This window comes from Paenibacillus periandrae, assembly GCF_022458865.1.
Lineage (GTDB): Bacteria > Bacillota > Bacilli > Paenibacillales > NBRC-103111 > Paenibacillus_S > Paenibacillus_S periandrae.
In genome coordinates this window covers 16,914-41,362 of record NZ_JAJNMU010000019.1, presented here as the reverse complement: position 1 = coordinate 41,362, position 24,449 = coordinate 16,914, and the positions used below count along the sequence as shown (strand labels likewise).

Annotated in this window: 31 protein-coding genes; 17 read left to right on the top strand and 14 right to left on the bottom strand. The window is 42.6% G+C overall.

Features of this window, described 5'->3' with window-relative positions; genetic code table 11:
• Positions 1–5 precede the first annotated feature (5 nt).
• The 4 genes from LRL21_RS28805 to LRL21_RS28790 all read right to left on the bottom strand — a co-directional run bounded on the left by LRL21_RS28805 (position 6) and on the right by LRL21_RS28790 (position 2,985).
• Entirely contained in the window at positions 6–743 is a 738-nt protein-coding gene (locus LRL21_RS28805; RefSeq protein ID WP_240419219.1) for an amidohydrolase family protein, read from the bottom strand.
• A gap of 78 nt (positions 744–821) precedes the next feature.
• The gene (locus tag LRL21_RS28800) at positions 822–1,460 is read right to left on the bottom strand and encodes a GntR family transcriptional regulator (protein WP_240419218.1); all 639 of its coding nucleotides are present in this window, start codon (positions 1,458–1,460) and stop codon (positions 822–824) included.
• 355 nt (positions 1,461–1,815) lie between these two features.
• A complete protein-coding gene (locus LRL21_RS28795; protein ID WP_240419217.1) occupies positions 1,816–2,367 on the bottom strand; it encodes a DUF420 domain-containing protein in 552 nt (183 codons plus the stop codon).
• Positions 2,368–2,502: 135 nt separating this feature from the next.
• Positions 2,503–2,985, bottom strand: a complete 483-nt coding sequence (locus LRL21_RS28790) for a hypothetical protein (RefSeq protein ID WP_240419216.1) — start codon at positions 2,983–2,985, stop codon at positions 2,503–2,505.
• A gap of 159 nt (positions 2,986–3,144) precedes the next feature.
• Between LRL21_RS28790 and LRL21_RS28785 the strand changes: the two genes are divergently transcribed.
• The 9 genes from LRL21_RS28785 (at position 3,145) to LRL21_RS28745 (ending at position 8,218) form a co-directional block, all read left to right on the top strand.
• Positions 3,145–3,372 carry an alpha/beta-type small acid-soluble spore protein gene (locus LRL21_RS28785; protein WP_076236594.1) on the top strand — a complete coding sequence of 76 codons (228 nt, stop codon included), beginning with the start codon at positions 3,145–3,147 and terminating at the stop codon, positions 3,370–3,372.
• Between the two features lie 178 nt (positions 3,373–3,550).
• Positions 3,551–5,155 carry a catalase gene (locus LRL21_RS28780; protein ID WP_240419358.1) on the top strand — a complete coding sequence of 535 codons (1,605 nt, stop codon included), beginning with the start codon at positions 3,551–3,553 and terminating at the stop codon, positions 5,153–5,155.
• 66 nt (positions 5,156–5,221) lie between these two features.
• A complete protein-coding gene (locus LRL21_RS28775) occupies positions 5,222–5,491 on the top strand; it encodes a hypothetical protein (RefSeq protein ID WP_240419215.1) in 270 nt (89 codons plus the stop codon).
• 34 nt (positions 5,492–5,525) lie between these two features.
• Complete coding sequence (locus tag LRL21_RS28770; protein ID WP_240419214.1) at positions 5,526–6,170, top strand: transmembrane-type terpene cyclase; 645 nt, start codon at positions 5,526–5,528, stop codon at positions 6,168–6,170.
• 94 nt (positions 6,171–6,264) lie between these two features.
• The gene (locus LRL21_RS28765; protein WP_240419213.1) at positions 6,265–6,936 is read left to right on the top strand and encodes an SOS response-associated peptidase; all 672 of its coding nucleotides are present in this window, start codon (positions 6,265–6,267) and stop codon (positions 6,934–6,936) included.
• Between the two features lie 77 nt (positions 6,937–7,013).
• Positions 7,014–7,160: a hypothetical protein gene (locus LRL21_RS28760; RefSeq protein ID WP_240419212.1), complete on the top strand. Its 147-nt coding sequence runs from the start codon at positions 7,014–7,016 to the stop codon at positions 7,158–7,160.
• Between the two features lie 130 nt (positions 7,161–7,290).
• Positions 7,291–7,467, top strand: coding sequence for an aspartyl-phosphate phosphatase Spo0E family protein (locus LRL21_RS28755; protein ID WP_240419211.1), 177 nt, complete (start codon positions 7,291–7,293; stop codon positions 7,465–7,467).
• Between the two features lie 107 nt (positions 7,468–7,574).
• Positions 7,575–7,976 carry a VOC family protein gene (locus LRL21_RS28750; RefSeq protein WP_240419210.1) on the top strand — a complete coding sequence of 134 codons (402 nt, stop codon included), beginning with the start codon at positions 7,575–7,577 and terminating at the stop codon, positions 7,974–7,976.
• Between the two features lie 17 nt (positions 7,977–7,993).
• Complete coding sequence (locus LRL21_RS28745) at positions 7,994–8,218, top strand: helix-hairpin-helix domain-containing protein (protein ID WP_240419209.1); 225 nt, start codon at positions 7,994–7,996, stop codon at positions 8,216–8,218.
• 141 nt (positions 8,219–8,359) lie between these two features.
• Here the strand turns inward: LRL21_RS28745 and LRL21_RS46870 are convergent, their stop codons facing one another.
• Positions 8,360–8,467 carry a DUF4362 domain-containing protein gene (locus LRL21_RS46870; RefSeq protein WP_420832498.1) on the bottom strand — a complete coding sequence of 36 codons (108 nt, stop codon included), beginning with the start codon at positions 8,465–8,467 and terminating at the stop codon, positions 8,360–8,362.
• On the opposite strand from LRL21_RS46870, the gene LRL21_RS28740 reads away from it, so the two are divergent.
• The gene (locus LRL21_RS28740) at positions 8,466–8,561 is read left to right on the top strand and encodes a YjcZ family sporulation protein (RefSeq protein WP_240419357.1); all 96 of its coding nucleotides are present in this window, start codon (positions 8,466–8,468) and stop codon (positions 8,559–8,561) included. The genes LRL21_RS46870 and LRL21_RS28740 overlap by 2 nt on opposite strands.
• 128 nt (positions 8,562–8,689) lie before the next feature.
• Here LRL21_RS28740 and LRL21_RS28735 read toward each other — a convergent pair whose 3' ends face one another.
• Positions 8,690–8,941, bottom strand: a complete 252-nt coding sequence (locus LRL21_RS28735) for a DUF7667 family protein (protein ID WP_240419208.1) — start codon at positions 8,939–8,941, stop codon at positions 8,690–8,692.
• Between the two features lie 125 nt (positions 8,942–9,066).
• Here LRL21_RS28735 and LRL21_RS28730 point away from each other — a divergent pair, with 125 nt between their 5' ends.
• Positions 9,067–9,498 (top strand): hypothetical protein, encoded by a 432-nt coding sequence (locus tag LRL21_RS28730; protein WP_240419207.1) that lies wholly within the window; start codon positions 9,067–9,069, stop codon positions 9,496–9,498.
• 392 nt (positions 9,499–9,890) lie between these two features.
• Here LRL21_RS28730 and LRL21_RS46390 read toward each other — a convergent pair whose 3' ends face one another.
• Both LRL21_RS46390 and LRL21_RS28720 read right to left on the bottom strand, forming a co-directional pair.
• A complete protein-coding gene (locus tag LRL21_RS46390) occupies positions 9,891–11,171 on the bottom strand; it encodes a discoidin domain-containing protein (protein ID WP_240419206.1) in 1,281 nt (426 codons plus the stop codon).
• A 42-nt stretch (positions 11,172–11,213) separates the two neighbouring features.
• Entirely contained in the window at positions 11,214–12,305 is a 1,092-nt protein-coding gene (locus tag LRL21_RS28720) for a fibronectin type III domain-containing protein (protein ID WP_240419205.1), read from the bottom strand.
• Between the two features lie 292 nt (positions 12,306–12,597).
• Between LRL21_RS28720 and LRL21_RS28715 the strand changes: the two genes are divergently transcribed.
• Positions 12,598–13,047, top strand: a complete 450-nt coding sequence (locus LRL21_RS28715) for a hypothetical protein (RefSeq protein ID WP_240419204.1) — start codon at positions 12,598–12,600, stop codon at positions 13,045–13,047.
• Between the two features lie 123 nt (positions 13,048–13,170).
• Here the strand turns inward: LRL21_RS28715 and LRL21_RS28710 are convergent, their stop codons facing one another.
• A complete protein-coding gene (locus tag LRL21_RS28710) occupies positions 13,171–15,240 on the bottom strand; it encodes a hypothetical protein (RefSeq protein WP_240419203.1) in 2,070 nt (689 codons plus the stop codon).
• Between the two features lie 213 nt (positions 15,241–15,453).
• Entirely contained in the window at positions 15,454–16,692 is a 1,239-nt protein-coding gene (locus tag LRL21_RS28705; protein WP_240419202.1) for a fibronectin type III domain-containing protein, read from the bottom strand.
• A 510-nt stretch (positions 16,693–17,202) separates the two neighbouring features.
• Between LRL21_RS28705 and LRL21_RS28700 the strand changes: the two genes are divergently transcribed.
• Positions 17,203–17,388: a hypothetical protein gene (locus tag LRL21_RS28700; protein ID WP_240419201.1), complete on the top strand. Its 186-nt coding sequence runs from the start codon at positions 17,203–17,205 to the stop codon at positions 17,386–17,388.
• Between the two features lie 180 nt (positions 17,389–17,568).
• Here LRL21_RS28700 and LRL21_RS28695 read toward each other — a convergent pair whose 3' ends face one another.
• Positions 17,569–17,952, bottom strand: coding sequence for an NUDIX hydrolase (locus LRL21_RS28695; protein ID WP_240419200.1), 384 nt, complete (start codon positions 17,950–17,952; stop codon positions 17,569–17,571).
• A 173-nt stretch (positions 17,953–18,125) separates the two neighbouring features.
• Positions 18,126–18,515: a VOC family protein gene (locus LRL21_RS28690; protein WP_240419199.1), complete on the bottom strand. Its 390-nt coding sequence runs from the start codon at positions 18,513–18,515 to the stop codon at positions 18,126–18,128.
• A gap of 214 nt (positions 18,516–18,729) precedes the next feature.
• Between LRL21_RS28690 and LRL21_RS28685 the strand changes: the two genes are divergently transcribed.
• Positions 18,730–19,989 (top strand): methyl-accepting chemotaxis protein, encoded by a 1,260-nt coding sequence (locus tag LRL21_RS28685; protein ID WP_240419198.1) that lies wholly within the window; start codon positions 18,730–18,732, stop codon positions 19,987–19,989.
• 159 nt (positions 19,990–20,148) lie between these two features.
• On the opposite strand, the gene LRL21_RS28680 is transcribed toward LRL21_RS28685, so the two are convergent.
• Positions 20,149–21,939, bottom strand: a complete 1,791-nt coding sequence (locus tag LRL21_RS28680; protein ID WP_240419197.1) for a M3 family oligoendopeptidase — start codon at positions 21,937–21,939, stop codon at positions 20,149–20,151.
• A gap of 158 nt (positions 21,940–22,097) precedes the next feature.
• On the opposite strand from LRL21_RS28680, the gene LRL21_RS28675 reads away from it, so the two are divergent.
• From LRL21_RS28675 to LRL21_RS28665, 3 genes are read left to right on the top strand one after another with little or no spacing between them, the layout of a single operon-like run.
• Entirely contained in the window at positions 22,098–22,289 is a 192-nt protein-coding gene (locus LRL21_RS28675; protein ID WP_076235551.1) for a YycC family protein, read from the top strand.
• Positions 22,286–22,525 carry a hypothetical protein gene (locus LRL21_RS28670; protein ID WP_240419196.1) on the top strand — a complete coding sequence of 80 codons (240 nt, stop codon included), beginning with the start codon at positions 22,286–22,288 and terminating at the stop codon, positions 22,523–22,525. Before LRL21_RS28675 ends, LRL21_RS28670 begins: the two co-directional genes overlap by 4 nt.
• Positions 22,526–22,573: 48 nt before the next feature.
• Positions 22,574–23,671 carry a GGDEF domain-containing protein gene (locus LRL21_RS28665; RefSeq protein ID WP_240419195.1) on the top strand — a complete coding sequence of 366 codons (1,098 nt, stop codon included), beginning with the start codon at positions 22,574–22,576 and terminating at the stop codon, positions 23,669–23,671.
• 74 nt (positions 23,672–23,745) lie between these two features.
• Here LRL21_RS28665 and LRL21_RS28660 read toward each other — a convergent pair whose 3' ends face one another.
• Positions 23,746–24,444, bottom strand: coding sequence for a DUF2225 domain-containing protein (locus LRL21_RS28660; RefSeq protein ID WP_240419194.1), 699 nt, complete (start codon positions 24,442–24,444; stop codon positions 23,746–23,748).
• Between the last annotated feature and the right edge of the window lie 5 nt (positions 24,445–24,449).

Sequence of the window (24,449 nt, the reverse complement as noted above, 5' to 3'; positions counted from 1 at the left end):
CTCACTTATAATTTAAAAATTCGCTTGGCATTGTTATGAAAAATATCGTCAAGTTGGACATCTGAAATACCGATAGAACGATATTTCATAATTTCCACAGGTAAATTCGTAACATGGTCCGACCCCATGATCATTCTATGGTCGCCTATCGCTTTAATCATTTTCACAACTGTATATGTAGGACACCAGGACGGCTCAAGAATTATATTGTCGCACGTTTTGGCAGCTACGATGGCTTCATCGGTGTATATCGCAAAGCCGGCATGCGCAAGAACGAAGGTCACATCCGGAAAATTTCGAGCTGGCTCAATTAATAAAGACGGTAAGGAAGATGGCGTACCAAGACCTGTATGAACGATTACCGGAATGTTCAACCTTCTTGCTGACTCATATATTTTATTGCAGCGATCCGACAACGGAGAGATGTTATGCCCGTAAGGATGCAGCTTCACCGCTATAAATCCAAGCTCCTTCACGCATTTTTCAAGCCGCAGGACATAGGGCTCCTCCTTCATCCATGGGTCCAAACTCGCGATCCCATAAAATTTCCCAGGATGTTCTATGGCCAGTCGGCCGATATTTTCATGAACATCATCGATATTTTCTAGCGTCGGTTGTGGCATAACCAAGCTCGTCGCGACGCCATTGCTTTCCATCGATTCCAGCAATTCTGTTTCTGTTGTCGTTACACCTGAAAATTTGGAGGTGCCTAAATGAACATGTGTATCGATGATGGGTAACATACGAATTCCTCCATTCATAGCAATCGCTTTCAAAATTTGTATTCGGTACACCGTATACGGTCGATGTTAAATTAAAATTCACCTATTGTTTTTCACAGCTTCTATGGATCGACGGATATGCGCGATAGCTGCCCGTTCGGCTTCATCCTCTGACCGATTTTTAATCGCTTGAATGATGTCCATATGATCGTTAATGGTTTCATGGGGCGGACGCATTAATCCTTTTAAATAGGTGATGCTCAAAACTTGATACTGATTAAGAATGCCTGAAAGCATAACACTGTTGGCATGCTTGGAAATCTGGTTATGAAACTCTCGATCAGCTTCACGATAGGCTGACCAATCTGTTTCCGTTATTTTCGTCATAGCTTCCTTAAACAGATTCTCCAATGCTTGAATATCTTCATCGGACATATATCGTACGCAAAGACGACTTGCTAAGCCTTCAAGTACAGCTCGGATTTCAAAAGCAGCAATCATCTCTTCAGTGGTGTATTGCTTAACGTATGTCCCTCTCCCGTTGGTTTCTAGTAGACACTCCTGGGTAAGCTGAGCAATCGCCTTGCGAAGCGGTGTTCTACTTACACCTAGAAGCTCGGCAAGATTGTCTTGAACGATCTTTTCTCCTTGTTTCAATTGGCCGTCAAGAATCATCTTTTTTATGGTCTTATATGTCAATTGGTCCAAATCTTCATACTCGATTTTTAGAATACTCAATTATGATGCCCCTCCTTTTTTTTCGATCACCCGCTTTTTCGTATACGGTGTACGACTGGTCGATTGATTAGAATTATATCTTTGTGCCCATAAAATTGCAAGCGTTATTTATGATGCCCTAAAATGCTTCCAATACAATATCATTAGCTATCAGCAATTCGTTTCCTTATCGACATTGCCAGCCTGCATCAAATTGATCTGCTGATAAGAAAAACCGTCCGAAAGTGAATTGCACCTCCAATTGTTAGACATCATCTAACAGTTGGAGGTGCAGTTCACTCGCCGGACGGCTTTTTGTGCTTCCAATCATCAGACAGGCTATCGGGAATACAAGTTCCACCAAGCCTGTCCTCTTTTAATAATAAGGGGAAATCAGCAAGTACACGATCACACCTGTCAAACTCACATATAACCAGATCGGCATAGTCCAACGGGCAATTTTTCGGTGACGTTCAATCTGCATATTCAATCCGCGGGTTACCGATAAAAGCGCCAGCGGCACATTCACAATCGCTAGAGTGACATGTGTGATCAGAATGAAGAAGTACACATACCGCATCATTTCACTTCCACCAAACTTGGCTGGCTCGGTCAGAAAGTGATAAATAACATAAGAAATCAAAAAAAGCGTCGTCGATCCAAAGGCTGCCATAATAAAGCTTTTATGCAGTGGAATGTTTCTTTTTTTGATGGCCACCAAAGCCAATACCAAAACAATAAACGTAAAACAATTGAAGATGGCATTCAGTAAGGGGAAAATCGTAACGTCAAAATCGAGATGCCCGTCATACCCCGGCAAGAAAAACAATAAAGCTATAATCGACACCAGCACAAACGAAAAAATCAGAATAAACGGTGTATAGTTTCGCTCTTTTACGAGCTTGTTGCGATTGTATTGCTCGCTCATTCATGAACCTCCACAGCAGCTATATTTTGGTTAAAAGAAATTTATCCAACGCGGTCTAGCTATACCATAAAGGATACTGAGGCCGACAACAAGTAGCTACGTTTCATTTTTATAACAATATTCCGAACTATTTGATCAATCCTCGATTTGCTTCAGCAGTCGCTCAACTACCTGGACCGTATCTGCATAATAGGGCCGATAATCGAGTCCCTGAATATGGGAAAGAAACTGCCTGGCCATCATCACAACCTCTGTCCGGTATCGTTGTAATGCGATTGTGTATGAACTATGCTCTCTCGGCTCCCCATGCTCCCGCTCCTCCAGCTCTGTTAGCTCCAGGCTCTCCTGATGACGATGACGGACTCGAAATGAAAAAGCTCTGCATTCCGGGTCACCGCATCCACAGCAAAAAAAGGGCATCCGCTCCCACTCATCAACCTTTCCCCAGCGGTTCGGCTCCACATCATGAGTCACACTGTACAGCAAAGCCGGAAGACCTACATCCACACAAAGCGGCTCGTCGATCAGGACATCTCCATCTATGTTCAGCAGTACATCCGCATGAATAATTTGCAAATCGGCATCCCAGGACCAGTTGGTGCAGCTTAAAGTAAACAATTTACTCCCCCCTTACTTCCCCAGTAGATCTGTTTCATGTTTTAATTATAAAGATTCTGAGGTGTGAAGTATACATGTTAACCCATAAATTTCCAATCATGTGCAGGTGTAGGATTTTGAAATTGTCACATACTACCTGTATGAACGGAGGTGATATCAATGGCACAAGGACAATCCAGCAACAGCAACACCTTAGTCGTACCTCAAGCCTCTCAAGCTTTAGAACAATTGAAGTATGAGGTGGCTCAAGAATTGGGTATTCAAATTCCTCAGGATGGTTACTACGGTTTCATGGCATCTCGCGACACCGGAGCAATCGGGGGACACATCACGCGCCGTCTGGTTCAAATCGCTGAGCAACAACTGGCAGGCAAATTTTCCAGATAATGAGTCGCTCCATATACTTAGATTAAGGTGATTCCGAGAGGAATCGCCTTTTTATTTGGTTTGCAGAAAAATAGGAATATTTGATGAGACAACGCGGAAATCTATGGTTGGAACAACCTGATGGCAGGAGCTGCCAAATACGGATTACCATATGATTACAATCCAGGAGGGCTATGGAATGACCAATGATCCGTCTAATCGTAATAAGCAGCAGTCAATTACCGAGGACACTAACACGTTGACAAACCGGCAAGGTCACCCTGTTACCAACAATCAGAGCATAAGAACAGTAGGTAATCGGGGTCCAGCTACTTTGGAAAATTACGATTTTATCGAAAAAATCAGCCACTTTGATCGGGAACGGATTCCAGAACGTGTCGTTCATGCGCGGGGTGCGGGTGCGCACGGCTATTTCGAAGCTTATGGAACTGTAGGCAACGAGCCGGTATCCAAATATACGCGTGCCAAATTGTTTCAGGAAAAAGGAAAACAGACACCTGTTTTTGTCCACTTTTCATCGGTTATTCATGGTGGTCATTCTCCGGAAACCCTTCGTGATCCCCGTGGTTTTGCTGTGAAATTTTATACGGAGGACGGAAACTGGGATTTGGTCGGGAACAACCTGAAAATTTTCTTTATACGCGATGCCATTAAGTTCCCAGACATGATTCACGCTTTTAAACCGGACCCGGTTACGAACATTCAGGATGCAGAACGTTTCTTCGACTTTTGTGCCAGCTCCCCTGAATCCTTTCACATGGTTACCTTTGTTTATTCACCCTGGGGCATTCCAGCCAACTATCGCATGATGCAGGGCTCTGGCGTTAATACATATAAATGGGTGAACAGCGACGGTCAAGCGGTGCTGGTTAAATATCATTGGGAACCGAAGCAGGGCATCAAAAATTTAACGCAAAAGGAAGCCAGCGAGATTCAGGCAACCAATTTTAATCATGCAACCCAAGACTTATATCAAGCCATAGAACGCAGTGATTATCCGGAATGGGAGCTGCTTGTCCAAATCCTCAGTGATGATGAGCATCCTGAGCTGGATTTCGATCCCCTTGACGATACCAAGCTATGGCCGGAGGAGCAGTTCCCATGGCTGCCGGTCGGAAAAATGATTTTAAACCGAAATCCGGTCAATTATTTCACTGAAGTGGAACAGGTAGCCTTCGGCACAGGTGTGCTAGTCGATGGTCTCGATTTTTCAGATGACAAAATGCTGCAGGGCCGAACGTTTTCTTACTCAGATACACAGCGTCATCGGGTAGGCGCCAATTATTTGCAATTGCCGATTAACGCTCCCAAAAAACGGGTTGCCACGAACCAAAGCGGCGGCCAAATGGAATATTATGTCGATAGGTCACCGAGCCACAATCCTCATATCAACTATGAGCCTTCCCTGCTGGGCGGCTTAATTGAAGCACAGCAAGCCGGAAAGGAATACACACCGCTCATTGAAGGAAGGCTCGTGCGTCAATCCATTGATAGATCGAACAATACGCAGCAAGCAGGCGATACTTATCGACGGTTCAAGGATTGGGAGCGTGATGAATTGATTTCCAATCTGGTGGGCGATCTCTCGCAGTGCGACGTCCGTATCCGTGATGCCATGATCGCACTTGCTGCAGAAGCCGACGAGGAATACGGGCGCCGATTACGAGAAGGTCTTGAAAATTCGCCCAAGGGTGGAACCGGCCAAAAACCGCTTGGCAATAAAAACGGTGATCAGGCACCAGATAAAGCCGTAAACATCGCTCACGGTGCAGAGCCTTATTAACATGTGAATAATCAGGGATTTGATGGGGAATTTATAGCCATCGAGTCGAAAAAAGGAGGAAGCTTTATGCCTAAGAAAGTACAGCATTCATTGGTCGATAAGATAGCCGATTTCGTAGAGAAAACAGTTGAAGATACCGTTGAGGATACGATAAATATGGCCAACCGTGCCGAAAAAGCGATGGGCAGGAGCAATAAAAGCAAAAAATTAGTTAGCCAAAAGCCTGCCATACAAGTCCGACAATATGACTGGTTCCATGTTGATTTGAAAAGCCCATTAGGGCTTTTTTCGTTTATAAACAAATTCATAGGCAAGCCTGGCAAATCATACTTATAAGAGAAAATCCCCCGGAAGGATGTGTTTTCTCTATATGCAACACTTATTTTCTCAGCGCGTAGAACTGTTGCTGCTGCTTGGAATGGCCTTTTTTTGGACAATCACCTACATACTTGTGATTTATAAAAGCTATCAGGATCGTACTAGCGGTATGCCAACCGCCGCCATTTGTGCCAATATCACTTGGGAGTTTTTATTTTCCTTCATCCTCCCCTTTGATCCGCTGCAACAAATCATAACCGTGATCTGGTTCTTCTTGGACTGTATCATTCTTCTGCAATGCTTGTACTACTCCAAGAAACAAAATCCCGGTTTTCCCGCCAAAGCCGTTATCTTTTCTTTAATGGCCATTGCCCTTCTACTGCACTATGGAATCGCGCAAGAATTTCATGATCTTGAGGGCAAATATTCAGCATTTGGCATCAACCTCATGATGTCCATCCTGTTTATCCGCATGCTGATGATAAAAAACTTCCAAGGCCAGTCCATATCCATCGCTTATTTTAAAATGATTGGTACGCTGTGCATCTCCGTTTTGTGTTATTCCCAATACCCGCACTCCCTTTTGCTAACGATGCTGTACATCCTCATTTTTATTGTTGATGTCGTTTACATCGTATTGATTACCCACAAGTCGGCAAATCTCATATACAAGCCCAACAAAATCATCGCAAAATAACATTAGGTGTTTTCTGGATAATCTGTTATTAACGTTTAAGCCTTAAAGGGTTTGAGGTAAAATGGTAGTATCGATATTCACAGGGGGGTTCTCAATGTGTGGAAGATACACGATCACCGTTACCGAGGAAGAATTGATGCTGCGATTTATGCTTGAAAGCTCAACACCCTTTTATGAGCCGCGGTACAATGTTGCGCCCGGACAAATGGTTCCAGCCATTATTAACAATGGAGTACAGAACAAGTTAGGCCAGCTGCGCTGGGGGCTAATCCCCTCTTGGGCCAAAGATGCCAAGATTGGTTATACCATGATCAACGCCCGGGTGGAAACCATTGCAGACAAGCCTGCATTTCGAACATCATTAAAGAGCAAGCGCTGCATCATTCCTGCAGATGGTTTTTATGAGTGGAAAGTAACTGAGGATGGTAAGCAACCGATGCGGATTGTGCAAAGAACCGGACAATTGTTTGCGATGGCGGGCCTTTATGATACCTGGATAAATCCAGAGGGTGACAAGATCAGCAGTTGTACGATTATTACGACAGTACCGAATAAGACGATGGCGGGCATTCACGATCGGATGCCGATCATTCTGAGGAAACAAGATGAGGCAGCATGGCTGGACCGCAGCATTCAGGATATTAGCCTGCTGCAATCTTTGATTGGAGAACCATATCCCGATGAGGAGCTGCGGGTGTACCCGGTGACCAAAGCTGTAGGGAATGTTAAGAATGATTCTCCAGATAATATAAAAGAGGTATCCTGATAAGCAATGGATGTTCCTCCCCGAATAGTAAGCTTGCTTACTGGGATACTAAATGGGACAGGAGGTGAGTTCTTATCATGGATGTTACCAAACCCGATTCGCCCAAAAGTCGAGACTTTAAAGAAAATAAATTTATAGAAGAAGAGGCTGAGCTTCGAGCTAATACGGCCGCAAAACGACCACCGAGTTTAAATGGAATTCCGAAACAAAATAATCCACAATAAACCGTAAGCAGCCCTCATTCCTTAATAAAGGTACGAGGGCTTTTGATATTTCCATATATACAATTTTTTGAAAGTCGAATCTTCCTTTACTTTGTGGGGAACCTAATTATAAACCACAAAAGGAGAATTCATGATGACCACTAAATTAGATCAGCTTATCGAGCGCATTGAGGAGCTTAGGCAGGAGCTAAATCGACTTTCCAGGAACAAGGACTTGGCGGACCCAGAACTGCTCACGGCAAGCAGAATGATGGATGCTGTATTGAATGAATATAACCGTCTGTTAATAGACAAGGCTAAGGAATAAAAAGAATCTACACCCTAAAATGGACAAGGTGATACAATGAGAATACAGTTGAAAGAGACACTGCTGCAGCAATTACATCCGCTATATGCTAAAGGAGATTGATCTTTATGACGAAAATCACGACGTTTTTAATGTTCGATGGTAAGGCTGAAGAAGCGATGAATTTGTATATCTCCTTATTCGATAAGTCAGAAATAACAAGTATTACACGTTATGGCGCGAATGAAGCTGGAGCTGAGGGCACAGTAGTACATGCTACCTTCTCTCTTAACGGACAAGAGTTTATGTGTATCGATAGCAACACACAGCATGCATTTACCTTTACTCCTTCAATGTCCTTGTATGTAACTTGTGATACCGAAGAAGATGTTAGTAGGGTCTTTGAGAAATTATCTCTGGAAGGATCTGTATTAATGCCTTTAGGAGCGTATCCTTTTAGTAAAAAATTTGGTTGGGTAGCAGATAAATTCGGGGTTTCGTGGCAGCTAAGCCTTGCTTCACAGGAATAGTTGAGGGGGAATTTGTAATGTCAAATAACAATTTTCAGGAAGAATCAGCGAGTGATCTTCCCATCAATTTGTCGAATCCGGCAAAACGAGCACTCATTGGGGTCGGCTATACGCGACTTGAACAGTTGACCAGGCTCACTGAAACAGAGGTTTTGAAGCTGCATGGTATGGGCCCGAAGGCAATTGACCAGCTCAAGCAAGCTCTTGCCGCAAAAGGAATGTCTTTTGCCAATAAATCTTAAGCCAGTTGGAGTAAAGCTTTTTTTGACTGACCCCATCTTGTTGCAATTACATAAGGAACGACCCATCATTACTGTGTTTCCACAAACCAAAAGGTTTTACCTGTTATTTTTACATTCATTAAAGACATACCCTTCTTGACCTTAAAAGATAGGATACCCTTCGATAGTATATTGCGTAATACGGACTTTTCCTGCTTGATTCGTTGTAATACGCTCCATAAATTGATGCCACTTATCCAAATTCGTCATTTTGAAGTTGTGGGGGTTTTGGTTTTGGAATTCTACGGGTGAAATTCTTGTTCTCTTTATTCTATTGGTTATTATTAGTCGTGCCTTTATCTAAATAAAGTTTTCAGCTCAAGTTGAAGATACTTACAACCTCTTCTGTAAAAAATAAAGCCCTCCTTCCTTTCGGACTGAGGGCTTTGATATCCAACGCATTTGTTGACTCAACGAAAATAAGCCACGGGATTATCTCCCCGGCTTTTTATCTTGTCCCAGCTGTAACGATTCGATCTCCAGACAGATTTCGTGCTGCCACTCCACATCTGCTGTTAACGATGCCATCATCGACACATTCTCCAAGTACGCCATATCCCAGCAAAGCTTGGCATTGAGCTTGAGGCACTGGTCCATTTCAATCTTTTCGTCGGCTGTGAGTTGTCGCTGCTGCTTTACCGTCCACAACTCTGCAAGCCTCTGATACATAGGCAAGAACGCCATAGCTGCCACCACCCTATACTCGCCAGTATAGCCAAGTTATTAACGAACTCATACGTTTGTTGTAAGTACGCCAAAATCAAATTATAATAGCTCTTGTGTAACCTCAACAGGAGAGGAGAATTATTGTGCTCGTAGCCACACACATGGCAGCAGCTTCCGCTATGTATATGCTATCTTCAGTCAAAAACACTTCCGGCATCCAAAAGGCAGTTGCGCTGCCAGCTATATTAGCATTATCCTTGTGCTCGCATTTTGCTTTAGATGCAGTACCCCATTTTGAGCTGCAAATGTTGAGCAATGTGCTCATCGGCTCCCTGATCATCTTGTTTTTGCTATACATAGCCTGGCGTGATAAAGATGTACTTGTCCTGGTAACGGCTTTCCTGGGCGCACTTCCAGATGTCATGTGGGTGCTTAAAATAAGTCCCAAGTTTGATGAAATGCACAGTTTTTTACATTCCACAGTGACGAATGCGCCGCCTTATTCAATCCTCTTTGAGTTGTTGGCATTAGCTAGTATTGTTTTTATCATTTACAAGGTACCGAGAAAAATCTAGGATTCAACTATATCCGTCATTCAACAAAACTACTATGTCACTACCTTGAAGTTATACCACAACCAGTTAATAAGCAGAAAAAGCCTTGGGGTTGGTTCCAGGCTTTTTCTACTTAATCAATTAGTTCCAGCGTGAGCTTCGTCGGGTATAGATACAATACTGATCCACGACCTCACTAAATCACGCATGACGACAAAAGGATATTCGCAGCTGCGTAATATGTAGGTCATCATCCCTGCTCTTCCTCTGTTGGTTGCTTGCTATACGTGCTTTATTGCTGAAGTACTCACGCTCACGCTGTCACTCTCCCTGCTAACAATTGTACCGCGAGTGTGTTGTCGATACTAAATACTCTCGTCGCTTTCTGTTATAGGCATTAGACAATTAACAATTTACTGTATTGCCATCATTTCCATTTCAGAAATACCAAAATAATTTCCATTTCCATGATTGTCTATTAAATATATTCTCCAATATTTGAAACTATTTGTAGGAGTCCAGGTAAACTCTTGAATCGATGAGTTTGGTAATGCTATTCCAGTATACTGATCTATCCATGATGTGTTATCCGATGAGGCTTGTACTTTAAAGTTTTTCATTCCTACACGGTAGTTATCAAATATAGCTGCTTGATAACGCAATTTCGCAATAGCCTTATCGCTGCCAAAATCAACCTTAATCCATTCATTAGTAAGATGGCCTGAGCTTGTAAAGTATGCATTGACATCATTACCTGCATTCCACACATTATTAAATGCTTTTTCAGGACCTTGTGTGCTCCAATTGGTACTGCTGGAGAATGCAGAGGAAGGCAATCCATCAGTCAAGTCAATAGAATAAGTCTGAGCTAATGTTTTAGCATTAGGGCTATTCGATATGATTGAAATATTAGGAATTTCATCACTTGTTTTAATTGCAAAATAATAAGTTGTATTTGGGTTTAATCCTGTGATCTCCATAGATTGATTGGTACCAGCAATAGCAGGAGCAGGCTCACCACTTACTTGTGTTGCAGTTGCCCAGTTCGCTTCAGTTATGGGCGAGGTACTGTAACGAATATCGTAGTAAGTAGCCGTTCCTACCGTTCCATCGTTACCTGGAGCAGTCCAGTTTAAAGTGATAGAAGTTAAAGTCGGGCTTCCAGCAGTCAGGTTCATCACGGCAGCGGGCGCAGTTGTGTCAGCAGGCGGACGAGATGTACCCAGGTCATCTTTAACAATGACTCTCTCCGTACCATGCTTACTATCTACCCAACCTCTCGCTAGAATAGTAGAAGTTCCAGATTCGGATACTAATTTTCCTGAATACACTCGTTCCGAACAACTCTGCTGGCTTCCATAATTAATATGATACAATCCCGCTGCATTCTTAGTAAGGGTAGAGATGGTACCCGGTGTCACTGTAGATTCGATCCCATCATATGAAGTTCCGGTTGATGTAAATTCTGTTCCATCCTTTTTATATAAGTGCAAAGTTACATTAGCCGAGGTATCCTTTGTATTAACAAATTCAAAAGAAAACTCAATGGGATTATTTGGACCGCAGTATGTATTCATGGGAACTTGAAAAGTTAATTCAGTTTGTATTGCCGCTTCAGCACCTACAACTGTGAATGGTAACGATGTACCAACTAAGCTTAACAAAACTAGTGATTTTGTTATTATTGATTTCACTATAATCGCTCCTTTAATATGCATATATTTGGGATGTAATACTTATGGCGCTGGTGTATACTCATTAACTTCATATAGCTCGATCTTATTAAATGCGATATTATCTTTGCGTGTTAGGAAGCTAGCTTTGTTGAACGATTTATTGATCGTGTAGACTTCAGCTCCAGTTCCCGCAGCACGTGCAGCATACCAGGTTGTGAAGCTGTTTACTTCGGTCATGGATAGATCATATTCTTTTTCAAGACCGCTAACGAGGGTGATAACGAGTAATGCTCTGTTCGTAGCTGCTGGTGCCGTTGGTGTAGCTGATGCTTCGTTTGAATTGGTGCTCTCTCCGCCTGTATTAACCGCTGTAACTACATAATAATAAGTTGTGCCATTAGTGACTGTAGTATCAGTATAAGGGGAGCCATACACGTTGGTAGCAACTGTAGTGTAAGGTCCACCGGCAGTTGTGGAACGTTTGATATTGTATCCCGTTGCCCCTGTAACAGCAGGCCATGTTAGGGTAATTTGAGCATTGCCAGCAACCACTGATAATGTTGTAGCATCAGGAACGGTATTTATCTTCTCCATCATGGCAATTTCATGCACGGTAAGATTTACAGTACCGTTTGATGTTCCATTTTTTTCTGAAATATTAATTCTATAGCGCTTATACGGAGTATTATTAATAAAAGTAAATGCCTTTTCTTGGCCAGTTATCCAACTTGTAATATTTGTTTGTGTATCTAAAACGACCCAGTTGTTACCATCAATGGTTCCCTCAAATGTCCAATTTTTAGGGTTGATCGCATTAACATAGCCGTTGGCATTTTGAGTTCCATAATAAATTACATACTTGGAGATGATTTTCGCTGTGGGAAATTCGTAAGCAATCCAACCTGTCGAAGAATTTGTACCCCATGCTCTGTATGTACTACCATCATAATATAATTTATTCCCGTCGAAAGCTTTCCAAGCAGGCGTTCCAGAGTACTCGGTGCTAGACGTCACAATACCAGATGGTGTTGTAGCCGAAGTCATGACCGGAATAAGATTTCCAGAATACTGATCTTCTGCAGACGCAGAAGAAATTATGGAAACCATACTCACCATCACCAAAGCAAAAAATAAAACCAACATTTTCTTCAAACAAATCTCTCCCTTATTTTCCAATTTATTATGTATAAGACAAATAGTAGATTACAATAACTTCCATGGATTGTCTAAACAAATAAAACCATATATTGTAATTAAAGGTTCGAGAACGGTGACGATTTTGTAAAGTCTTGGAAACGATAGAAACTCTCAATCCCGAAGAATGAGGGCTTTTTTTGTATTTTATGGAACCTGTACAAACACAATTATTGCTTTCCAATTATATCCTGATAGGATTTCGGACATAATATCTCTCAAGACAAATACTCTTATGAGGTGTAAGAATATGAATAAAGTTGATGAGCCTTTTGATAAAGCAATTGCGCAGGAGAAGCTTATGAGAAGAGTGTTGAATAACCCACTAAAAAACCTTGATTCTTTCGTAGAATTTGCTCAGAGCCCCTCGATAGTGCGACTCCCGCAGAATGATTCTTACATAAGTTTTCAAAATTTAGCCGCTGCTATTAATGATTTTGACAATAAATTAGGGGATAGCCATGAAACTCTAATCGTAATTAACGGTATGATGGTAAAGCTTGAACGAGTTACATGGTTAGCACCATCGTTCGTAAGATTAGGAGGAAATTTGGACGGTAAACACTTAGAACTAATACAAAACGCAAATAGTTTCAGCCTCATATTAGTTGCGAATCCCAAGACGGTAGAGGAATCTCCTCGACAACCCATAGGGTTCTTTTCGGAAAGTACAGATCTTATCGAACAAACTTTGCAGTGAGGTATGTCCTGCCAAATAGCTATATACTAATAGATAAGATACTTTTTATGTATTAATACACGGAAAAGGATTTTCTAAATAAAACAAGAAGCCCCCAATCCCTAAGGAGTGAGGGCTAACGTATCAGTTAAAATCTTCGGAATCATAGGAAGAAATTTTATCAAATATCACGACTTCATGCCTAGCTAAGAATGGACCTTTTTTCAACGGATTTTCAAATGTGTAATGAGCTGGACCCGTACCAGCAGATTTTGCATCATGCCAAGCAACGAAAGCATTATAGTCAGCTGTAGATAGGATAAACTCCTCTACCTTGCCGTCTGTTAAGGTAATACTTAAAGCAGTTCCAGCAGTCACTTCTGCTACTTCAGTAGGTGTGCCACTGCCGCTAATACTATACTCATCGTAATTGAATTTTAAAATCTTGTCGAAGATTAGGCTATTTTTGCGTGCTAAGAAAGAACCTTTCAGGTGCTGATTTGTAAATGTATACTTGGCCGGACCTGTGCCAGCTGCTTTGGCATCGAACCATGCAAGGAACGTGGTTAATTCAGCTTTGGAGATGTTGTGTTCAAATATGTCTCCATTCGTCATTGTTGTGGTAAGGATTACTCTGCTTGTACCCATAGGTGTAGCTGAAGCTTCGTTTGAATTTCCACTTTCTCCTCCAGCATTTAGCGCCGTTACAACATAGTAGTAAGTTATGCCGTTGGTGACTGTAGTGTCAGTATAGGGCGATCCATAAACGTTATTGGCAACTGTTGTATATGGACCACCGGCAATTGTGGAGCGTTTGACGTTATAGCCATTAGCGCCAGTGACTGCATTCCAGTTGAGGGTGACTTGGGAGTCCCCTGCTGTGGCAACCAAATTTGATATTCCAGGTATGGAGGGAACCGCCTTTTCCATCATTTCCAATTCGTGGATATCAAGATTTACATGATCGCCAGTTGAACCGTTATTGGCACTTATATTAATTCTGTACTTTTTAAATGCTGTGTTGTTTTCAAATGTAAAAGCTTTTGAATCGCCATCTACCCAGTGAGTTATATTATCTCTTGAATCGAGTACTGTCCAATTCACATTGTCGTTAGTTCCTTCAAACGTCCACTTTTTCGGTGTATCGTTATTATAGGATGCATTTGAATAAAAACCGAAATAAAGCACATACCGAACTACAGTTTTGGGTAAAGGAAATTCATAGGCCAACCAGCCTTGTATTGCACTTGTTCCCCAAGCATTATAATTACCAGCTGAAGAAGAATATTTTTTTATACCATCAAAAGCTTTCCAGGCAGGTAAAGTACCGTCTCGTCCGGAATATTCATCACTTGCCGTCACTATTCCGCCTGAGGAATTGTATGTTGTCATAACTGGAATAATATTCGCCGAATATTGATCTGAAGGCGTTTGAGGGAATGCATACACTTTGTTAGAGTCTCCACTTTCACCGCCTGTATTAACTGCGGTAATAATATAATAGTACTCCACACCATTAAGTACAGAGGTATCCAAAAAGGAATTTAAAGTGACATTGGAAGAAATTTTAGTATAAACTCCACTTATGGTATTTGATTTATAGATGTTGTAACCTGTCGCACCTGATACCACGTTCCATGATAAATTTACTTGAGCATTACCTGAAGTTGCAGCTACATTGTAAGGAACAACTGGTGCGACACTTGTTAAATTAAAGGTATAGTTAGAAAATCCCGAACCAAAGGTATATGTAGCAAATTGATTCCACTGTACATTATTTCTCAACGGATCGCTATTAGTTATTAGACTAAACAACTGTACATCTTTGGCGGCATATGACCCTTGACTATCATTATATATTTTAACATTATCAAAAACTTGGGTGCTTTTTACGATAACATATTTGGGATACGCACCTACAAAACTAGTTCCGCGACCAGTAGGATAAGATTGCGTCGTTCCATCGATCAATTTATCAGGTAACCAAGACAAACTAGTATCCGTAGCTGAATTACTTACGATAGATAAATTGGATTTGTCAATTTTATTTCCATTGTAATAAAACTCCAGCTCTGATATTTGTGTTTCATTAGCATCATACCCAGACAAGATCTCTAATTTAAAATAAAAATTATTCCCTTGAGCAAATACACTTGATGCCCCAAGTATTGTTAACAATAAAAATGCAAATAAACTTAAAACACATCTCTTCAAACAAATCTCTCCCTTATATTCCAATTTATTATGTATAAGACAAATAGTAGATTACAATAACTTCCATGGATTGTCTAAACTTATAATACCAATTATTGTAATTTAAGGTTCGAAAACGGTAACGATTTTGTAAAGTCATGAAATAAAGGAAAAGCTCTCAATCCAGAAGAAAGAGAGCCTTTCCTTTGTTTCTCATTCAATTCTAATTAGACATTAGTTAAAATCTTCGGAATCATAGGAAGAAATCTTATCAAAAATCACGACTTCATGCCGGGCTAAAAAAGGACCTTTTTTCAACGGGTTTTCAAATGTGTAACGTGCTGGACCCGTACCAGCCGATTTTGCATCATACCAAGCAACGAAAGCATTGTAGTCAGCTGCTGATAGGATAAACTCCTCTACCTTGCCGTCTGTCAGGATAATACTCAAAGCAGTTCCAGCTGTAATCTCTGCTACTTCAGTAGGTGCTCCACTGCCGCTAATACTGTACTCATCGTAATTGAGTTTTAAGATCTTGTCGAAGATCAGGCTATTTTTACGAGCTAAGAAAGAACCCTTCAAGTGCTGATTCGTAAATGTATACTTGGCCGGACCTGTCCCAGCTGCTTTGGCATCGAACCATGCAAGGAACGTGGTTAATTCAGCTTTGGAGATGTTGTGTTCAAATATGTCTCCATTCGTCATTGTTGTGGTAAGGATTACTCTGCTTGAACCCATAGGTGTAGCTGAAGCTTCGTTTGAATTTCCACTTTCTCCTCCAGCATTTAGCGCCGTTACAACATAGTAATAAGTTATGCCGTTGGTGACTGTAGTGTCAGTATAGGGCGATCCATAAACGTTATTGGCAACTGTGATATAAGGCCCGCTTGGTGTCGTCGAACGCTTGATATTGTATCCGGTTGTTCCGGTTACGGTTGACCAAGTAAGATCAACCTGTGCGTTTTCAGGTATAGCAGTTAACGCCAAAGGTGCAGAGGGGATTGGATCTGCACTCGAAACATACCACTCTTTTACTTTTGCATCACTTTCTACATGCACACCTATGATTTTTACGTTGGGCACATTTATTGAATGATATGTAGAGTCATTTGCAGCAATTGAATATGTATATAGTCTGGTATTATTGGTTCCATCATAAAATGTAAATGTTACGGCCTGTGAAGCGAAGAAGCGTATGCTCTTTATTGTCACCGAAGTGCTGCTAATTTTAGCATAATAATAATAAGCAGTATCAAAATTTGTTGTTGTTGTTTCATTACCATCAACATCAGCTTTGGTACCTAGAATTGAAGTACTATAACTCACTGAATTCGGAGCATCTGGTGTTCTAATCCAACCATAAGTGCTTCCAACCAACATATTACCTTGGACTGGATCAGCTGAGACAGATGAGCTTGATGCTAATAAAAATAAAAATATAACTAACAATAATCCTGACAGATACTTTTTCAAAACAAATCTCTCCCTTACTTCCCATAATTTTATGTATCTAACATTTGATAGATTACAATAACTTCCATAGGATGTCTAAACAATAAAAACCATATATTGTAAATATAAGTCGATATTTGCATAATTCTTATAGGTGAGGGGATAGGAGCCTTCGCTATAAGGAGATTGATTTCAATACTGAATACAGTAAATAACAAGGATCTACTTGAATACTACAACCTGGCGATTGAACATAGAGTCGATAAAGCATTTATTGAATTACTGGAAATGGTACCTGTTCAATTGGATATATTCTTTCGTCGATAGCAAGGGAAAGCCAGGAGTAATAGTCAACAAAATATGAGCGAATGGCTTCTAGCCTTCACCTATTGGACCACGTTAGCGATGCTGGTGAGGTAAAAATCAATTCAAAAATCAGTACAATAAAATAAAAACAAAAAATGAATTAAAAACAAAATTGGAGTATTATGGTAGTAAAGGTTATACGCTTCAAAAAGGGGGTTTAAAACAATGTCAGAAGAATTGAACAAAGAAATACTTGATGAACTTAAGAAAATAAATCAGAAATTAGATGCAATTAGCGAGCAAAGAGGAATATCAACACCTCTTAAATTTATTGCAGTAATAATTGGGTTTATCATTATTGGACCGCTGATTTTATGGTCAATTGGGATTATTGGCAGTTTTTTCAAATGAGCAAAGTTCTTTTCCAGGCGATTGCTTCATGCCCCATGCAAAGGAAAAACCACCAACAGCAGCTGTCAGCGGTTCAACGATTTCGATGAAAACCCGAATAAGAAATACAAATAGTAAATTAATAAAGTGCTGTATGATATATACGAAATCGTGGCCAAACTTTCTGTCTAAGGAGACCGTTTAATCCTTTTTTTTGTTTGGATTCAGCTCTTCCATCAGGCTGGACATATTATAATTAGATTCAAACGCAACACTCGTGCACAGCTTGTTCTGGCGCATGGCAAATTCGAACGAAATTTCACCATGCGTCCAGCGCTTGAGCTTTAACGATTCCATTGCGGTATGCCGGAATGTTTGAAGCTCCTCCTCCGACAATCCCAGCCCCATCTTCTGCAGCTGGTTCCCCTTGCTCTCTAAAGGAAACGCCCTAACTCCAAATTTCCCAATAACATTGTTGCGAATTTGGACAAAGACCGTTCCTGAAGTGAGAAGAGCCAACTCCTCCTTAATTTCCCGAAACACGATATCAATCTGCCTTGCCAAAGTCACATTTTCTAAAATCATTAACATCCTCCTACCTAATCGGTGTTGTCAGCGTGGTGCTGCAGTCCTATTATATGAAGGATTTGCGAATTAATCAACAATATTTTACATTTATATATTTATTACCCATATGTCGTCAGCATACAACAAAAAACGACAAATACCCCCTTGGGAAAACCTTTTTGATTCCCCCCTTACCCGTCATAAACATCGGCATTCAGCTCGATAATATTGCAATCCGGGTCCAAAATATAGATCTGCGGGAATCCTGCCTTGGCATGAGGGCGGGCATCATAGGGAATCCCCTTCTCATCCAGCCATTTTCTTGTATGCTCATAGCTGCTGACACGCAAGGCCAAATGCCCATCTCTTGAGTCTATTTTCCCATCCCGAAGTGTTTGTCCTTCATGGACAATCAGGTGCAACTGCTGCCCGCCTTCTGCAACCGCATACCATGCACCCTCAAAATCAAATGGCGGCCGTTCCAGCTCCTTCAGACCGAGAACCTCTGTATAAAAAGCTTTCGAGCGCTCCAAATCACGGGTAACCAGGCTAACATGATGTATTCCTTCATAGGCGATCACTTCATCTTCTCCTCTTCATTTAGCATTTACTTGCTTTACGTTACTATATCGATTATTATCACAATTTGGCAACCTTCGAATACGACCAAAGAACTATTTTCGACAGTTATCCCTGTTTTTTACGCTGGAATTGATTTGAAGTATAGACCCTGTTACTTTGGGATGATATAATTTGCTCGTAAGTAAGATATTAACATCTGAAGGAGATATGCTAATGAATTGGTTACAGGGCTTATCGTTTAAAAAGAAACTTCAGTTCGGCTGCTACCTGCTGGTGGCTGTTTACTCCATTGCACTTCTGATCATTAGCTTGGAATCACAGAGAAGCTTGATTCTGGGAGTTATCTTCTTAATTGTCATGATCGGGCTAAGCTTTCCCTTTATCAACTGGTTTGAGAGAACGCTTACAGAACCGATTAACAACATCTCACGCGTCGCACTCAGCATCTCCAAAGGCGACTTCTCCCAAAAGGTAGAAGTACAGTCCGATGATGCGCTCGGTGAGCTTGGAACTGCTTTTAATAAAATGATGGAACGCCTTCGCGAAATTTTACAGGATACAGGCAGTATGTCCAAGCATGTATTCGATTCCAGCCGAGATATTTTTTTCAAAAATGAAAACTTGAAAAATATCCTTGAGCAGGTTGCTGTTTCTTCCAATGAACTGGCTTCCGGTGCCAACCAGATATCCGAAGAAATATCTGATATTTCCGTGTCCACCAAAGAAATTGAAAATAAAGTAACTACCTTTACCGCTTCCACTCAGGAAATGAATTCACGATCCGGACATATGTTAGCCTTGGTTCAAAATGGTCTGCAGGCTGTTGAAACGCAAAGCGCAGGCATGAAACGCAATGTTGAGGCTACCGCGAATGTATCAAGAACAATCGACCAGCTGGCTGAGCAGGCTAACGGGATTTCCCAGATCACACGGACGATATCTGAGATTGCCGAGCAAACCAACCTGTTGTCCTTGAATGCATCCATTGAAGCAGCTCGTGCAGGTGAGCATGGCAAAGGGTTTGCTGTCGTTGCACAAGAGGTTCGCAAGCTCGCTGAAGAATCCACTACCTCTACCAAAGAAGTATTCCATCTCGTCAAATCGATCGAGGGCGGTATTCACCAAGCACTCACACACATAGCGCAAAATGAAGAAATTGTTAACAAGCAAACTCAATTAATCACGGAAACTGAGAACATATTTGCCGACATCGTCAGCAGCGTTACCTTTATTTCCGAGCAGATTGCCACCTTTGCGAGCGACAGCCAGATGATGCTGGACAGCGCACAACGCATATCGGGCACAATGGAAAGTATATCAGCTATTACCCAGCAATCCGCGGCCGGAACCGAGGAAGTGTCGGCCTCGATGAACGAGCAAATTGTTGCCGTTCAAGAGATCGTCGACAAGTCGGAGCAAATGACCAAGCTGGTTTCGAAGTTGCAGCAAACGATGCAGCTCTTCAAGCTGTAACCAATTTTACGCGTTTAAACCCTACAATTCCACATACGTGGCTTCCATACCAAGAAAAATTAAACCGTTACATGCTTGACTCGCAATTACGCTGTAATGATCGCTCCAAAAAAAGCCGGAGTGACGCACAACATGGTGCGGTCACCCGGCTTTTTGCATTTATTCCGTCAGCTTCAGAAATTCACGCACATCCTGAACAGATAAATCCATTGCATTTTGCCAAAAATCTGCTTGTCGCAGATCAACGCCAAGGTGCTTCTCCGCAAGCTCCTCCACGGTCATTCTCCCCGTATCGCGCAGCAGTGCAATATATTTATCCTCAAAGGCAGCCCCTTGACGAACTGCTTCCGCATAGATGCCAGCACTAAACATGTAGCCGAAGGTATACGGGAAGTTATAGAACGGCACCTCTGTAATATAAAAGTGCAGCTTGGACGCCCAAAAATGCGGGTGATATTCCGCGAGCGAATCCCTGTAGCCCTGCTTTTGCGCCTCCACCATAAGCTCATTAAGCCGCTCGACACTGACCAAGCCTCTGCTGCGTTCCTCATAAAACTTCGTTTCAAATAGAAAACGCGCATGAATATTCATATAAAAGGCTACCGAGCGCTGAATTTTGTCCTCCAGCAGAGTTAGACGCTCTTCAGCGTTTACTGCGCTTTGCATAGCTGCATCCGACACAATCAGCTCCGCAAACGTTGAAGCCGTTTCCGCCACATTCATCGCATAATCCTGCGCCAGCGCCGGCAAATCATTCATCACATGCTGATGATAGCCATGACCCAGCTCATGCGCCAGCGTGGATACATTCGAGGCTGTGCCCGCATACGTCATGAAAATCCGCGTTTGCTCGGCAATCGGGAAGGAGGTGCAGAATCCACCCGGTCTTTTGCCCGGCCGATCCTCAGCTTCAATCCATCCCTTGTCAAAGGCCTGGGCCGAGAAGTCAGCCAGCTTGGGACTAAAGCGTCGAAATTGATCAACGATCAGCTGCGCGCCTTCATCATATGTGAAATGCTTGCTGCCTTGACCTACAGGAGCCTCGACATCGTACCAGCTTAGGCGCTCTACCCCGAGCAACTTCGCCTTGCGCTGTAAATATTCGACAAACACATCCTTGCTCTTTTCAATCACGCCCCACATCGCATCCAGTGTCCCCTTGGACATCCGGTTGATGGACAAAGGCTCTTTATGTATGCCTTCCCAGCCGCGGCGCTCATACAGCTTCAAACGGAATCCGGCCAAATGATTCAGGGCATCCGCGCAATAGTCGGCATGCTCGCCCCATTGCTTCTCCCATAAATCGAATAACTGCTGACGTACGGTACGATCGGGATGATGCATTTTATTCGCCGCCTGACCGGCAGACAGCTCCAGCACTTCCCCGTTTTCTTCGAACTTGATGCGAAATTTACTTACCGTTGTGTTATAGGCTTCGCCCCAGCCATGATAACCGTCAATGGCCAGATCATTGATCAGTGCTTCCTGCTCAGGTGGCAGCTTCTCTGCTGCAAGTGCCCGGCGTTCTGTCAACGGATAGGCGATTTCCTGCAGCTCTGGACTCGACAGCAGCCTTTCCCAATCCACCTCGCTGATCTCTGCCAAATACTGATCGAATCGTGTCATGACGGACGCATAGGTCGCGTACGACGTTTTCACACGATCAGCCAAACCGATAGCAGCCTTATCCGCCTGATTCTCGGCAGCAAGGCAGGCTACAAATGAATCAGACTCCCGTAATTTCTTGGCAATGGATTGCAGAAGGTCCAGAACCGGCAGTAATGCTGTTGTATCGACAGGTGTTTGTATGGATTGTAAGCCATCCAGTTGAGCCTCCAATTGGGTAATCTCGGTACGCATACCCTCCAAGAAAGCCAAGAAAGTCGTTGAACTGCTGCCTCCACTGAAAAATGTTTCCAAATCCCATGTTTGCTGTAACGGTTTCAGCATATGAACATCACACCTTTCCTTAAAATTGAAGTATCTTTACCATTAAACCATATTTATGGCCGCAGCCAAAATAGTCTGTCCCCAGATTTTGGTTGAATTGTTACGTACGTTATGTTTAAATGGTGACTATAGATCTATTGACAGGAGTTGACCACAGCATGAAACCTTTACAGATCTCTGCCGAAACGGCACAAAAGCTTGCCAAACAGTTAAACATTCCGTTGGAGCACCTGATGCACATGCCGCAGCATATTTTATTGCAAAAGATGGCCGAGCTTGCCAAGCAAATACCAGACCCGGCTTCTGATTCCGAAGCAGCAGACAGCAAGAAGCAGGAACCTCATTCATGATTCCTTTTCACAATACCTGGCCTTATGAGTTGATCCAACAGGATGTATATTTTCAAGACTGCCCGCTTTGTGGTAAATCCAATGTATTACTGCCATTCAAAAGAAAAGACCTTCCCGAACTTATCAGTGGCGTCAAAAAACTTTTGGTGCTCCCCTGCTGCCTGAACAAGCTCATGATTGTGGGAGCCGATCGAGATTATTTACTTGCTAACCAACCTTTAAGAAATCAACGCTGACAAGCCCCTCAAAGCGATTGCCGGCTCTGTTCAGGAGTGTAAATAAGCATGAACCCTATCGCCTTTACCGATGCTTGCGTACTGATTGCTTTAAGCTATGCCGCATTAAAATTAAAGCATCGTTTATTTATGGAGCGCTATGAGCTGTGGAGCGCTCCCTTGTTGACGGGGCTCGCCTGCATTATTGTTATGCTTCAGCCCCATTTTGGCGATCCTTTTGCGGCTGTGCTGTATTGTATCCCAATTATTATGGCCGGCCTGCGCTTTGGTTGGATCATCTCTTTGCTGTCTACCCTGCCGCCAATCATTTTCCTGCTCATGAGTGAGCCCTTCGAAGAAAGCAGCTTCCTTCGAATCCTTCAGGAGCTGTTGGCTCCAGCCCTTGTAAGCTCATGGTTTCACAAAAAAGAGAGCGCTTCCGCTTATGCTGAAATTCCTTTTATGGATGGTCTCAAAATTTGTGGAATTCTCGGTCTGTCCCGATTCCTGTTTGGGGGTTACCTGTATACGAATACGCATATCGCTGATTATTTCAGCCAGCTGCTGCTGCTGCTGCTCTTCGCACTCGTGATTATCGTGCTGATCGCGATGTACAACGATGATAATCGGTCCTGGGTGCTTTATCACCAATTGGAGATTCAAGCCAACCAGGATAAACTGACAGGACTTCCCAATCTGCGCAGCTTTATGAATATCGCTCAAAATACAGCCAGACGCCGACCGCTTTCGATCATGATGATCGATATTGATAATTTCAAGCGTTTCAATGACACCTACGGGCATTTGCACGGCGATCTTCTGCTGTGCGAGGTTGGACAGCTGTTAAGCTCCATTATTCATGAGCATGACTACGCTGCCCGCTATGGGGGCGAGGAGTTTATTCTGCTAAGCCACATCACCGATAACGCTCAATTGTCCGCTTATGCCCATAAGCTGTGTCATGCTGTCTCTTCCCATCAATCTCGCAGCCTCGAAGGAATTGGCGTTACGATCTCCATTGGGATTTCGGTTTCCTTCAATCCACAGTCCGATCTGCTGCGAATTATTTCGGAGGCCGATGAAGCCCTATATGCTTCCAAGCATGGCGGCAAAAATCGGTTTACGCTGCACCCTTCGATGATGGGGATCACAACAAAAAACGCTTAGTGCCAGGGTTTCCATAATAGACCCGTGTACTAGGCGTTTTGATCATAATAGCATTATAGATACAGCGATTCTGATTAATCCACACTTCCAAGCTCGGCAAGCTCGACCTTATCAGCCAGCATGTCCTCTCTTGTAACCGCCCACTGCTCACGGGATGCACGGATCATGCCTGCATCATTAATCCGTTTATCGTTGATAACTCTTCCAAACCATTTGACAGCTTCACCATAATGCTTCATTCTACGATTTAATTCTCCAATCAAATACATAAGCCGGGCATTATTTAACTCGCCTGATTCAGTCTCCAATACACTCGTGTAGGCATCCAGCGCAAATTGTAAAAAGCGTTTTTCCTGCTGTTCATCGTTCTTGTAACGGTACAGCCAGGCAATGTGGTGGAGCAAGCCTGCAATCACGCGGCCCTTCTCATTGCGCAGCTGCGCGCATACCAAGGCCAGCTTGTACGTATACATCGCATCCTCCCAGCTGCGCTCCATGCCATAATCCTTGTAAGTCCAATTATGGACAATTCTCTCCATCAACACCCGACGCTGCTCATCCGTAAACTTCGTGGTGGAATTCTCCGTACTGGCGTAACCGCAAAACGGACAAACTCTTACGACGTAGTAGTCAGGATTCGTTTCTTTGTAATGAATACAAAAATCGGTATCCGTTTTAGTCGCCTTTTTAAAGCTCGGCCTTACTCTTGACGTTTGGAAGGAGTTCTCACAATTAGCGCAATCCACCTTGACCTGAAATAAAGGTTCAACCATAAATA

Coding starts and splice junctions, on each gene's coding strand:
- LRL21_RS28695 (WP_240419200.1), bottom strand. CDS start 17,952: ATGATTTTAGAAAATGTGACTTTGGCAAGGCAGATTGATATCGTGTTT.
- LRL21_RS28785 (WP_076236594.1), top strand. CDS start 3,145: ATGGCACAAGGACAATCCAGCAACAGCAACACCTTAGTCGTACCTCAA.
- LRL21_RS28780 (WP_240419358.1), top strand. CDS start 3,551: ATGACCAATGATCCGTCTAATCGTAATAAGCAGCAGTCAATTACCGAG.
- LRL21_RS28745 (WP_240419209.1), top strand. CDS start 7,994: ATGTCAAATAACAATTTTCAGGAAGAATCAGCGAGTGATCTTCCCATC.
- LRL21_RS28665 (WP_240419195.1), top strand. CDS start 22,574: ATGAACCCTATCGCCTTTACCGATGCTTGCGTACTGATTGCTTTAAGC.
- LRL21_RS28715 (WP_240419204.1), top strand. CDS start 12,598: ATGAATAAAGTTGATGAGCCTTTTGATAAAGCAATTGCGCAGGAGAAG.
- LRL21_RS28805 (WP_240419219.1), bottom strand. CDS start 743: ATGTTACCCATCATCGATACACATGTTCATTTAGGCACCTCCAAATTT.
- LRL21_RS28775 (WP_240419215.1), top strand. CDS start 5,222: ATGCCTAAGAAAGTACAGCATTCATTGGTCGATAAGATAGCCGATTTC.
- LRL21_RS28750 (WP_240419210.1), top strand. CDS start 7,575: ATGACGAAAATCACGACGTTTTTAATGTTCGATGGTAAGGCTGAAGAA.
- LRL21_RS46870 (WP_420832498.1), bottom strand. CDS start 8,467: ATGACGAATTTGGATAAGTGGCATCAATTTATGGAGCGTATTACAACG.
- LRL21_RS28735 (WP_240419208.1), bottom strand. CDS start 8,941: ATGGCGTTCTTGCCTATGTATCAGAGGCTTGCAGAGTTGTGGACGGTA.
- LRL21_RS28795 (WP_240419217.1), bottom strand. CDS start 2,367: ATGAGCGAGCAATACAATCGCAACAAGCTCGTAAAAGAGCGAAACTAT.
- LRL21_RS28680 (WP_240419197.1), bottom strand. CDS start 21,939: ATGCTGAAACCGTTACAGCAAACATGGGATTTGGAAACATTTTTCAGT.
- LRL21_RS28660 (WP_240419194.1), bottom strand. CDS start 24,444: ATGGTTGAACCTTTATTTCAGGTCAAGGTGGATTGCGCTAATTGTGAG.
- LRL21_RS28685 (WP_240419198.1), top strand. CDS start 18,730: ATGAATTGGTTACAGGGCTTATCGTTTAAAAAGAAACTTCAGTTCGGC.
- LRL21_RS28700 (WP_240419201.1), top strand. CDS start 17,203: ATGTCAGAAGAATTGAACAAAGAAATACTTGATGAACTTAAGAAAATA.
- LRL21_RS28765 (WP_240419213.1), top strand. CDS start 6,265: ATGTGTGGAAGATACACGATCACCGTTACCGAGGAAGAATTGATGCTG.
- LRL21_RS28755 (WP_240419211.1), top strand. CDS start 7,291: ATGATGACCACTAAATTAGATCAGCTTATCGAGCGCATTGAGGAGCTT.
- LRL21_RS28675 (WP_076235551.1), top strand. CDS start 22,098: ATGAAACCTTTACAGATCTCTGCCGAAACGGCACAAAAGCTTGCCAAA.
- LRL21_RS28670 (WP_240419196.1), top strand. CDS start 22,286: ATGATTCCTTTTCACAATACCTGGCCTTATGAGTTGATCCAACAGGAT.
- LRL21_RS28760 (WP_240419212.1), top strand. CDS start 7,014: ATGGATGTTACCAAACCCGATTCGCCCAAAAGTCGAGACTTTAAAGAA.
- LRL21_RS28770 (WP_240419214.1), top strand. CDS start 5,526: ATGCAACACTTATTTTCTCAGCGCGTAGAACTGTTGCTGCTGCTTGGA.